The sequence below is a fragment of the Ruegeria sp. BHSB064 genome, from assembly GCF_059613205.1.
Genome location: NZ_JBXWSB010000009.1, coordinates 30107 through 39804 on the forward strand (window position 1 = coordinate 30107; position 9698 = coordinate 39804).

At 55.9% G+C, this 9698-nt stretch carries 20 protein-coding genes; 19 read left to right on the forward strand and 1 reads right to left on the reverse strand.

The genetic code is table 11. The features are described 5' to 3' along the window. Genes AC2FNU_RS03685 through AC2FNU_RS03695 form a run of 3 tightly spaced genes read left to right on the forward strand, consistent with a single transcriptional unit; the run spans position 1 to position 727 of the window. The gene (locus AC2FNU_RS03685; protein WP_496784912.1) at positions 1-315 is read left to right on the forward strand and encodes a hypothetical protein; all 315 of its coding nucleotides are present in this window, start codon (positions 1-3) and stop codon (positions 313-315) included. Continuing rightward, positions 312-467 carry a hypothetical protein gene (locus tag AC2FNU_RS03690; protein ID WP_496784914.1) on the forward strand — a complete coding sequence of 52 codons (156 nt, stop codon included), beginning with the start codon at positions 312-314 and terminating at the stop codon, positions 465-467. The genes AC2FNU_RS03685 and AC2FNU_RS03690 overlap by 4 nt, the downstream gene beginning before the upstream one ends. Beyond that, positions 464-727 carry a hypothetical protein gene (locus AC2FNU_RS03695; protein WP_496784916.1) on the forward strand — a complete coding sequence of 88 codons (264 nt, stop codon included), beginning with the start codon at positions 464-466 and terminating at the stop codon, positions 725-727. Before AC2FNU_RS03690 ends, AC2FNU_RS03695 begins: the two co-directional genes overlap by 4 nt. Before the next feature lie 271 nt (positions 728-998). On the opposite strand, the gene AC2FNU_RS03700 is transcribed toward AC2FNU_RS03695, so the two are convergent. Continuing rightward, the gene (locus AC2FNU_RS03700) at positions 999-1307 is read right to left on the reverse strand and encodes a hypothetical protein (RefSeq protein WP_496784918.1); all 309 of its coding nucleotides are present in this window, start codon (positions 1305-1307) and stop codon (positions 999-1001) included. On the opposite strand from AC2FNU_RS03700, the gene AC2FNU_RS03705 reads away from it, so the two are divergent. The 16 genes from AC2FNU_RS03705 to AC2FNU_RS03780 all read left to right on the forward strand — a co-directional run bounded on the left by AC2FNU_RS03705 (position 1306) and on the right by AC2FNU_RS03780 (position 9664). Then, positions 1306-2277 (forward strand): ATP-binding protein, encoded by a 972-nt coding sequence (locus tag AC2FNU_RS03705; protein ID WP_496784920.1) that lies wholly within the window; start codon positions 1306-1308, stop codon positions 2275-2277. The two genes, AC2FNU_RS03700 and AC2FNU_RS03705, sit on opposite strands and share 2 nt — an antisense overlap. Beyond that, a complete protein-coding gene (locus AC2FNU_RS03710) occupies positions 2274-2963 on the forward strand; it encodes a hypothetical protein (protein ID WP_496784922.1) in 690 nt (229 codons plus the stop codon). The genes AC2FNU_RS03705 and AC2FNU_RS03710 overlap by 4 nt, the downstream gene beginning before the upstream one ends. Beyond that, entirely contained in the window at positions 2963-3223 is a 261-nt protein-coding gene (locus AC2FNU_RS03715; RefSeq protein ID WP_496784924.1) for a hypothetical protein, read from the forward strand. Before AC2FNU_RS03710 ends, AC2FNU_RS03715 begins: the two co-directional genes overlap by 1 nt. Further along, entirely contained in the window at positions 3223-3627 is a 405-nt protein-coding gene (locus AC2FNU_RS03720; protein WP_496784926.1) for a recombination protein NinB, read from the forward strand. The genes AC2FNU_RS03715 and AC2FNU_RS03720 overlap by 1 nt, the downstream gene beginning before the upstream one ends. Continuing rightward, positions 3624-3941, forward strand: a complete 318-nt coding sequence (locus tag AC2FNU_RS03725; protein WP_496784928.1) for a nuclease domain-containing protein — start codon at positions 3624-3626, stop codon at positions 3939-3941. Before AC2FNU_RS03720 ends, AC2FNU_RS03725 begins: the two co-directional genes overlap by 4 nt. A gap of 20 nt (positions 3942-3961) precedes the next feature. Then, entirely contained in the window at positions 3962-4135 is a 174-nt protein-coding gene (locus AC2FNU_RS03730) for a helix-turn-helix transcriptional regulator (protein WP_496784930.1), read from the forward strand. Next, positions 4132-4377, forward strand: a complete 246-nt coding sequence (locus AC2FNU_RS03735) for a hypothetical protein (RefSeq protein WP_496784932.1) — start codon at positions 4132-4134, stop codon at positions 4375-4377. Before AC2FNU_RS03730 ends, AC2FNU_RS03735 begins: the two co-directional genes overlap by 4 nt. Further along, on the forward strand, positions 4377-5384 hold the full coding sequence (locus tag AC2FNU_RS03740; protein WP_496784934.1) for a DUF5131 family protein: 1008 nt from the start codon (positions 4377-4379) through the stop codon (positions 5382-5384). Before AC2FNU_RS03735 ends, AC2FNU_RS03740 begins: the two co-directional genes overlap by 1 nt. A 254-nt stretch (positions 5385-5638) precedes the next feature. Next, a complete protein-coding gene (locus AC2FNU_RS03745) occupies positions 5639-5833 on the forward strand; it encodes a hypothetical protein (protein ID WP_496784936.1) in 195 nt (64 codons plus the stop codon). Between the two features lie 91 nt (positions 5834-5924). After that, a complete protein-coding gene (locus tag AC2FNU_RS03750; protein WP_496784937.1) occupies positions 5925-6746 on the forward strand; it encodes a DNA adenine methylase in 822 nt (273 codons plus the stop codon). Positions 6747-6767: 21 nt separating this feature from the next. Beyond that, on the forward strand, positions 6768-7136 hold the full coding sequence (locus tag AC2FNU_RS03755) for a hypothetical protein (RefSeq protein ID WP_496784939.1): 369 nt from the start codon (positions 6768-6770) through the stop codon (positions 7134-7136). Continuing rightward, positions 7123-7326 carry a hypothetical protein gene (locus AC2FNU_RS03760; protein ID WP_496784941.1) on the forward strand — a complete coding sequence of 68 codons (204 nt, stop codon included), beginning with the start codon at positions 7123-7125 and terminating at the stop codon, positions 7324-7326. The genes AC2FNU_RS03755 and AC2FNU_RS03760 overlap by 14 nt, the downstream gene beginning before the upstream one ends. Then, positions 7319-8032 carry a DUF551 domain-containing protein gene (locus AC2FNU_RS03765; protein WP_496784943.1) on the forward strand — a complete coding sequence of 238 codons (714 nt, stop codon included), beginning with the start codon at positions 7319-7321 and terminating at the stop codon, positions 8030-8032. The genes AC2FNU_RS03760 and AC2FNU_RS03765 overlap by 8 nt, the downstream gene beginning before the upstream one ends. After that, positions 8032-8217, forward strand: coding sequence for a hypothetical protein (locus tag AC2FNU_RS03770; RefSeq protein WP_496784945.1), 186 nt, complete (start codon positions 8032-8034; stop codon positions 8215-8217). The genes AC2FNU_RS03765 and AC2FNU_RS03770 overlap by 1 nt, the downstream gene beginning before the upstream one ends. A gap of 12 nt (positions 8218-8229) precedes the next feature. Further along, the gene (locus AC2FNU_RS03775) at positions 8230-8601 is read left to right on the forward strand and encodes a hypothetical protein (protein ID WP_496784947.1); all 372 of its coding nucleotides are present in this window, start codon (positions 8230-8232) and stop codon (positions 8599-8601) included. A 166-nt stretch (positions 8602-8767) separates the two neighbouring features. After that, a complete protein-coding gene (locus AC2FNU_RS03780; protein WP_496784949.1) occupies positions 8768-9664 on the forward strand; it encodes a DHHA1 domain-containing protein in 897 nt (298 codons plus the stop codon). Positions 9665-9698 lie beyond the last annotated feature (34 nt).

Consider the following 9698-nt stretch of genomic DNA (forward strand, 5'->3'; position numbering starts at 1 on the left):
ATGAACATGAAACTCCACACCGCACACCTTCACGCTCAAGAACTTTCGAGCCGTTCTTACGCCGCACATTGGGCTGAGAAGGGTCACACCTGTGAGCACCTTGTCAAAGAGGCCCGCGCCTATTCTGTCCTTCTACTGGCTGGTGAGCCCGCAGGGACCACGGGGGAGGTATGCCGACAGGCCCTGATCGACATTATTGCCACGGCTATCGTCAACAGCAACGACATTGACGCCACGCCAGAAAGTCAGGCTGAGGCGATCCTTGAGGACATTCTTAACAACTGCCTGCCGATGCCAGCGGAGGCCGCGCTATGATCCGCTGCATCCAGATCAGCCCATACCATTCCGTTCAGGGCGTCGTCATTGCTCTGAACCCATTCGAGAAAACAGTGACCATTAAGTGCTGCGGCAAGCTTTGGACCGGGCGTCCGGTTCCGAGTGTTCGCCATGGGGAGATTGTTCAATGAGTGAGACAGGTGGCCCAGCATTTCCGATTTACACACCCGACATGGACGTTGGTGAAGATGCCGGGCCAGGCATGACCTTGCGAGATTACTTCGCGGGGCGGGCTTTGCAAAACGAGATTTTGTGCACAGGCAGTGCGCCAGATTGGCAATTGCGGGTGTGGTTCGGAGAGCACGCGACCGGGATCAGCAAAGAAGCCATCGCATCCCGTCAAGCCTACGAATACGCCGACGCAATGATGAAAGCACGGGGCGAGTCATGACCCGCATTTCCCCAACCCTTTACCCTGACCGGCCAAAAACACACCGTACCACTCAAGGAACCCGGTCAGAATTCGGCGCATGTACCAGTGTTTATGGTAGCGAGTTCGCGTCAGAGGCCACTCCCCGGCCGCAGGAGGTGAAAGCCCTCCCACCGAACACCTTGGGGCGCGGAGAAAAACCCCAAGGAATAGGCGGGGCTGGCACTGCCGTGATTTCACCGACGCCCCGCCGCCACACCATTCCGCAGGCATTCGAGCGCATGAACGCGCCTCAGATACGCCGTGACAAGCTCTCGTCCATGGACAGAGCCTTGCCGCCCGGATGGCTGATGCTGGTCGCTGCTGTCACGTGTGTATTCACGTTGCTGGTCGCTGACACCCTGTATCGGTCCTTCTTCGAATGGATGACGGGGATGCCGCTATGACCGCTGAATTCGGCTTCTTCACAGCAATCTTCCTTTGCCTTTCCGTATCCCAGCCTGTCCCGGGCGGGATCGATCCCGACGGGTGTCTTACCTGTCCCATTCCACCTGTCGGGATCACCCAAACACACATGCAGCCCTGAAAGGAGGCGAGACATGACTTTGAACATCACGAAATCAGACGAGGTTATCGAGGTGAAGAACCTGTGTTTCACTGTGTATTCACAGCCGGGTCTTGGTAAAACCAGCCTCGCTTTCACAGCAAAGCGCCCCCTGTTGCTGGACTTCGACAAGGGCGCACACAGGGCTGTTGATCGTAAAGACGTTGTTCAAGTCGAAGACTGGCGGGACGTAGCTGGAATTGCTGCTGGTGACATTGCCGACTACGACACGATCATCATTGATACGGTTGGTAAGGCCCTGGATAGCCTTTCCAGCGATATTATCCGGTCCAACTCGAAGCTTTCCTACGGCGGTGCTCTGAACCAGCAAGGTTGGGGGCAATTGGGCGTCCGCTTTTCCGCCTTCCTCAAGATGCTGCGCGGCTTCGGCAAGGATGTGATCCTGCTGTCCCACATGGATGAAAAGCCGGACGGTGACACGATCAAAGAACGACTGAAAATTCAGGGTGGATCGAAGGATCTTGTTCTGACTGACAGTGACGTGATTGCGCGTATCTCGATCTACAACAAAGAGCGCCACCTGATCTTTTCACCAACCGACACATCGTTTGGGAAAGACCCGGCAAATATCGGCGGTATGCCGGTTCCAGAGGCATCGACCGAGGCGTTCGCCACCTGCATGGCCGATGTCATTGAGCAGATCAAAGACCGCCTCAACGCGCTGTCAGAGACGCAGGTTGCGCATAAAGCTGAGGTGGAATGGTTCAAGACCAAGCTGCCAACGATGCTGGCGGCAGAAGAGATAAACGCCGTGCTTGGTCGGTCCAAAAAAGCGGGGCGGGACGTTCAGAAAATGGTTGTGGCGCGCGCCAAAGAACTTGGCTTCGACTTCGATCCGGATAGCAGGAAGTACGTCGAACACTCCGACCCGGAAACCGATGAACCCGACCCTCACTACATGGGCGGCGATGAAATCCCCTATCAGAATGAAGGAGTGGCGGCATGAACGCTCATTCTCAGATTGGCGACAACAACCCGCCCAACCCCATTGATGAAGCACTTGCTCCGTATGGTGACACCATTTCTGAGGCCGAAAACTGGCTGGATGGAACAGAGGTGGAGACCGAAGAGCAGATGAAGGCGGTAGATGCGCTTACGAAGGAGGTTAAAGCGGCGCTGAAAGCGGTGAATGCTGGTGAAAAATCAGCAGCCGCGCCCCTTCATGACGCATGGAAAGCGGAAAAGGCCAAGTGGAAGCCAACTATCGATGATCTGACCCGGATTCGTGACGGACTGGTTTCGCTGGTTGGCGACTTCAAGAAAAAGCTTGCAGCAAAGAAAGCCGAGGAAGAGCGCAAGGCCTGGGAAGAGGCCGACAAAGCGCGACGTGAGGCCGAAGCCAAAGCAGCCGAGGCCGCAAGTGGCGACATTGAAGCACAGCGCGAAGCTGCGGCGGCAAAGGAAGAGGCGTTGGCCCTGCGCAAAGAGGCAAGTGCCGCTTCAAACGATACCGTCAAGGGTATGCGAAAGGTCCAGAAATACGAGATTCAGGACCACCGCGCCGCGCTTCACGACATTGCCCAAAACGACCGCGAGGCAATGACAGCGTTCATTGAAGAATACGTGCGCCGGAACTTCAAGACACGCACCATTGCTGGCGTTCGGGTCTGGGAAGAAAAGGAGGCGTTCTAGTGTTCTTCCTTGATGAGAAACGCCTTTCCGACATGAAGGACGACGCCATGGCGTGCAACGAGGCAATGCAAATGTCTTGGGGTGCAGGGAAGGCATTCGCCAACAGCACAAACACCAAGTTGTGCAGAAAAATAGCGGCAAGACGCAAACAGGTTCTCAGCCTCTACGACCGAGGAATGCCCAAAATCCAGATCGCCGCCCGTCTCAAAGTAGACCGAGGGACAGTCATTCGGGACCTCAAGTATCTGGGGGTGAACTGATGCCCAAGATCTACCTCGTTGGAAGAAGCCAGAGGGAATACGCCCTAACGGCGCTGCAACAGGCACCAGACAACGCCGTTGTATCGATCACCAAACCTACGCGCACAGTTCCCCAGAACGCAAAGCTGTGGGCGATGCTGCACGACGTGGCAGAGGCCAAGCCCGAAGGTCGTCAGTGGACGACTGACACATGGAAAGCGGCATTCATGCAATCTCTCGGGCACCAGTGCCAGTTTGCTGAAGGGCTGGACGGTTCAGGCCCATTCCCTGTCGGCTTCCGCTCGTCTCACCTGAACGTCGCCCAAATGCGCGATCTGATCGAGGTGATTTACGAGTACGGCACCCGTCATGGCGTCCAGTGGAGAGAGGCAAAGCGCTCAGGGTTCATGGAGGATGCAGCATGAACCTCATGAACAAAAGCCCTCTCGGCCTAAAGGTCGAAATGTTCGTTTCCGAGGATTTGCGCAAGTTCGCCAGGGGCAAAGAATGCCAGATGAAATCCGAGTGGTGCAACTGGAATTGGGAAACAACGGCCCTCTGTCATTCCCGCCGTGAAACCGGAACCGGGACAGCGCAAAAGCCTCATGATTTCTGGGGATACCACGGGTGCTCTGGATGTCACGCAAACGAACACAAGGTTTCGCTGGCTGATCTATACGGGGCCATTTGGCGAACACAATGCGCGGTCTACGCCCACTTTGGAACGCTGACACCGTGAATGTCGAGGAGGACTGACCAATGACTAACGATCAACTCATGACCGTATCCGAAGTCGCCGCCCATCTGTTCATCACCGAGAACGCAGTGTGGCTGTTTTCTCAGACGGGGGCCATTCCCAAGCCGGTTGATCACAACGGGTCACTGCGCTGGCGGAGATCCGACATTGAGGCCCAGCAAAAGGTGTCCGCATGACCGAAGACAGACAAGCGATTTGGGCCGAAACTCTGCCAGACGGCGATGAGGGCGCTCGGTATTTTCGTGTAGGTGGCGATCTCCGCGCTGACGACGGATCCAAAGTTCCGATCACATCTATCACGGTTCAACGCGATGTTCCGGGGCTGCACTGCAATCTTGATCGGGTCTGCATCTGGTGTGGCGACAAACTCGCAGCTGAGTTTCCGTACCAGTCTGCCGGTGCTGTGGGGTACATCTGATGACCCAACAGACTAAGATCGAGTGGGCCGACTTCACCGTTAATTTTTGGGAAGGCTGTCAAAAGGTCGGACCCGGCTGCGACAACTGCTATGCCGAAGCCAGAGACGCGCGCTTTACAGGAGGCCAACATTGGGGGCCAGGCGCACCACGCAGGAAGGTGAAAGGCGGTCCATCTAAGCTTCGTAAGATCCAGCGGGAAGCCCTTGCCTTTGCAGATGAACACGGTCGCCTGCCGAGCGCATTCCTGTCCTCGCTGTCCGATGTGTTTGACAATGCCGTTGATCCCGCATGGCGGCGTGAGCTGTTCTCAGAAGTCGAGGCAGCGTTCCGCGTCAAGATCATCCTCCTGACCAAGCGTATCGGCAACGTGTTCCAGATGGTGCCGCCCGCATGGATCAATGGTGGCTGGCCCTCGCATGTCGGTTTGATGATCACTGTCGTCAATCAGGACGAGGCAAATCGGGACATTCCGAAGCTGCTGGAACTGAAAGCCAAGCTGGGTATTCCGTGGGTCGGCATAAGCTATGAGCCTGCTCTTGGCCCAATCTACCTTTCGCTTCTTTCACTTGGACCGGGAAAGTTCCCCAGCAGGCGCGTTGTTGGGGACACATACGACGCACTAACGGGAGAACTCGTTGTCGGAACCGCTACTGGCTACGACCGCACTCAAGGTGGGGAGACCATCGACTGGGTGATTTGCGGGGGCGAAAGCGGCCCCAACGCCCGCCCCATGCATCCTCAGTGGGCGCGCAGCCTTCGGGACCAGTGCAAGGCCGCTGGCACCGCGTATTTTTTTAAGCAACACGGTCGTTGGTTGCACGAAAGCCAAGACCCAAATGCTGTTTGGGATTGGGAAGCCGCCGACGCGCGCGGAATCCTTCATTGCTGGGAATCCGACAGCCCGGTCACTTTCTCCATACCATTGAAAAAGGCAGATGCAGGCCGGTTGCTGGATGGCGTCGAACACAACGGCTTCCCCACAGCAATGACGGGGGGAGAGGGATGAGCGAGACCGAGTACACCGCAAACGCATGTCGCCATTTCAAGGGGCTCGTCCCAAGCAGCAGGCAGTCATGCGCCAAGGGATGGGACATTCGTAAGTGGGCGACGAAGTGCAATGGAAACAGCACCATCGGAATTGGCTTGCGACTGCCATGCACCAAGCAAAAGGCCGACAGCAATCCCCTGTTTGATTGCCCGTCACTAGACCGAAAGACAGACGAGGAAGTCGCGGCGCAACGCAAAGAGATGGACGAACACATGACTAAGTTAGTTGCGGGCTTAGGCAAGATGGAAGAGATGCGCCAGAAGATGATTGCAAACAACCTTTCTTCCGCAGTCGCAACCTGCCCGTGGTGCGGTGAGAAAGACGCTCTGCGCGTGTCCTGCGCTATCGGGGCCAATAACCACATGAGCGCCAAGTGCACAGCTTGTGAGATGGGGTTTATCGAATGACCGACCTATCCACCCTCCCCGAGCGCGCCTTGTCGATCCGACAGTCTGTCGGCCTGTTCCGCTGGCGCAAGAACCTGGAACGGGGGGCGGTATGACCAAAGTACCCAGACCAGCGATCAGGTGGCACGGCGGAAAGTGGATGCTTGCACCGTGGATCATCGAGCATATGCCAGAACACCAGGTGTATGTTGAGCCTTATGGCGGCGGTGGCTCTGTGTTGCTGCGCAAAAGCAGATCCTACGCCGAGGTTTACAATGACTTGGACGATGATGTTGTGAACCTTTTCAAAGTTCTGCGGGATCCCGCGCAAAGTGCCGAACTCGAACGACGACTGCGCCTAACCCCATTTGCTCGCGGTGAATTTACAGCGGCATACGAGGAGATTGACGGGGGCGTAGAGAAAGCCCGGAGACTGATCATCCGGTCCTTCATGGGGTTTGGTTCCGACGCTGCAACGGCCAGATCAAGTGGGTTTCGCGCCGTTTCAAATCGCTCAGGAACTACGCCGGCGAAAGACTGGCGAAACTATCCTGATGCAATCAAGGCATTTGCCGAGCGGATGCAAGGAGTCGTCATCGAAAGCCGGCCGGCAGTACAGGTCATGCAGAAGCACGACAAGATCACGGCGCTGCACTACGTTGATCCGCCCTACATGCACGAGACACGCGCGCGGCAAGGCAGAAAGAACTACCGATTTGAGATGACGGACCAGGAACATGGCGAGCTGTTGGCCGCACTCAAATCGCTAGAAGGCAAAGTCATTCTGTCTGGCTACGCATCGCCAATGTATGACGACGCCCTTTCCGAATGGGAACGGGTCGAACGAAAGGCACTTGCCGATGGCGCACGTGAGCGAACCGAGGTGCTTTGGATGAACTTTAAAGCCGCACCGTCCCTCTTCGACGCCCTGTAACCCCATAGAAGCGAGGAACCGATGACTGACATTAGCAAAGAAGCGGTTGAGCGTCTTATCAAAGAGGATTTGACAGAAATCGCAATTTCAGCCGGGCTCAAGGTTACTGACCACGACGTAAAGGTAATGAAGCAAACAGCCGACATCCTTCGCGCCCTCTCAGCCCGTGTGGAAGAGTTGGAGGCGACAATTGACGGGGAAACATACATTGCAGGGAAAGCCGACGGACGCCTGCAAGGGCTGGATGAGGCGATTGCTGTCTGTGAAGAACGCGATGATCTCTACACAGACGACCTTCAAGACAGAAACTATCGGATTTGCCGTGATGAGCTGGAGCGCACAAAACGCGCCATCGAAGCCCTAAAGGAGCAAAGCAATGAAACCGCTTAAGTCCTTCCTGTGGACGTTGCTTATCCAGTCCGTTTTCACAGCCCTTTTTATCGTTCTGGCAAAATTTCTCTCAGGTAGGGACTGGTTCACGTCTGCCGGGATCATGCTTCTTATCTTGGGGGCGCTTCGCCCTGTCGAAGAGGCGATCCGCTCAGGTTGGAGCACGTACAAGGAGCAAAGCAATGACTGACACACGCCGGATTGCCGTGAAGTCTTTGGTTTGGTCTCCTGTCGAGCAGTTTGCAGAAGGGAGAGAATATCAATCCCTTACCCTTGTTGGGAAATATTACATTGGGTTTGGTCAGCACGAGGGGGCGAGATACGTTGAATACAATGGAAACCCGCTAATCAATGATAGTGGTGTTATTTGGTTTGATAAACTTGTTAGAGCCAAAGCTGCAGCCCAAGCCGATTACGAACGCCGCATCCTATCCGCCCTCACCCCCGCACCAGAGGCCGGAAACACCGACCCTATGACTATCGCCAAGTACGACGATGAACTGCGGAAGGTGCGGGCCGGATGGCAAGATATGGATAGCGCGCCGAAGGATGGGACGGAGGTTCTAGCGACTAAGGTAGGCTGGTTGTATCCGCATAACGCGTACTGGAACAAAGACCGCCAGTCGTTTGAGAACCCATTCTCTGACGATTACATGGATCAACCAACCCACTGGATGCCCCTACCCCCAGCCCCCGGCGCACAGCCCGCCACGGAACAGCCGAGCGTGAAGGAAGCGGCGATTATCCGGTCGCAAGCAATCAAAGAGTTTTGCGAGGCTGCTGGTATCAAAGCATCAATGCAGGTGGCACACCTTCCAGACGACGTGAGGCAAATCCGAGCGCAGGCAGCACTTGATCACAAACTCGCCCTGCGCTCCATAGCGGGGGAAAAGTGATGGACATCGACAACTACACTGCTGTCACGCTGAACGACGACGACATTAGGTCCGCAATCGTTATGTATGTCGCGGCCCAGATGGCTGGTGATGGCCCCGTAATTGATCCCAAAAGTATCACATGGCAGCGCGCAGATGGCAGAGCCTACAACGGTAAACTGCAAGCGGTTGCTTTGGCTAAGTGAGGACCCCACCCCATGACCAATGAGACCACAGCGCCAGAGCGGATTTGGGTTGACGATGAAAGGCCCATTGGTGGTGATTGCCATGTCTACCACAAACCGTCACCGGGCGTTTTAAAATACGGTGTCAAATACGTCCGCGCCGACGCCCTAGAAGCCGCACAGGCACGTATTGCGGAGTTGGAGGGGCAGACTCACGACCAATTTAAGGCATCATTTGATCGTGGCGTTCGGCTTGGTCTAGCCAAGGCTGCTGATCTGGCGTTCGAGTATCCGGCAGATAAACACGGTAGCTTAGACAGCGACCCATTCAAGGCAGCTAGGCAAGCCGTTCTTGAGGTTGGTTTAGCTATAGAAGCCCGCGCAGCACTGGAGGGCAAAGGATGACCAACCACGCCCACTACCAGCGCCCGATGAACCTGCACCGTCCGCGTCACAACCCGCCTTCTATGCGGACCAAGATCGCCACGGCGCAGACCTACAGCAGCAACCACAGGAAGGTGGAAGTGACCCTGCCTAAGCCTGAGTGGGAAGAGGAAACAGGAGAGCAGACATGCCATACAAACCAGACGTACTGATCTATCACGACAACTGCGATGACGGCTTTGCTGCCGCATGGGCTGTCCACAGGAAGTGGGGTGACAGCCTTCAATACGTTCCGTCCAACTACGGGCGACCGATGCCGACATGGCAGGGTGAAGCCAAAGATGTTTTGATTGCGGATTTCTCGCTGCCAGAGGATCAGTGTCAGGCCATTGTTGAACGCGGTTCCCGCATACTCATGCTGGACCACCACAAGACCGCCAAGGAAGCGCTTGCGCGGATGCCTCATACGGAAAGACCAACAATTGAAAACGTTGGAATGCGGTTCGATCTAACCGCCGGATCATGGCACTCACAAGTTCTTGTCGAGTTCGATATGGAGCGCTCTGGTGCCCGAATGGCTTGGGATTTTGCATTTCCCGGCGAAGAAACGCCCGAGTTGATCCTTGCCGTAGAGGATCGGGATCTGTGGCGCTTCAATCGCCCTGATACAAAGCTTGTCAGCATGTACCTTCGCTCATTGGATCGAAGCTTTGAGCAATGGGACGCAGCAGCAGCCCTTTACAGCGATAATCCCGAGCAGTTCCTTTCCGAGGCCACTGCTATCAAGCGGTTCTATGACCTTCGCGTTAAGAGTATCTGCGAAAACGCCGGCACCCAAACATTCCAGGGCCACAAGGGCGTGGCGGTCACCTATGCCTGCCCCTACGACTTTGTATCGGAAACATGTCATTCGCTTCTGGCGATGTACCCAGATGCGCCTTTCGCGGTTGCAGTGATCCAGAACCAAGAAGGTATCACCTATTCACTTCGCAGCGCTGATGACCGTTTGGATGTCTCAGAGATTGCCAAAGCCAACGGGGGTGGCGGTCATCGAAATGCCGCCGGGTTCCGAGTGCCCGCGTGACCCCACCCCCACGAGTTGAGAGAGAACGGATAGA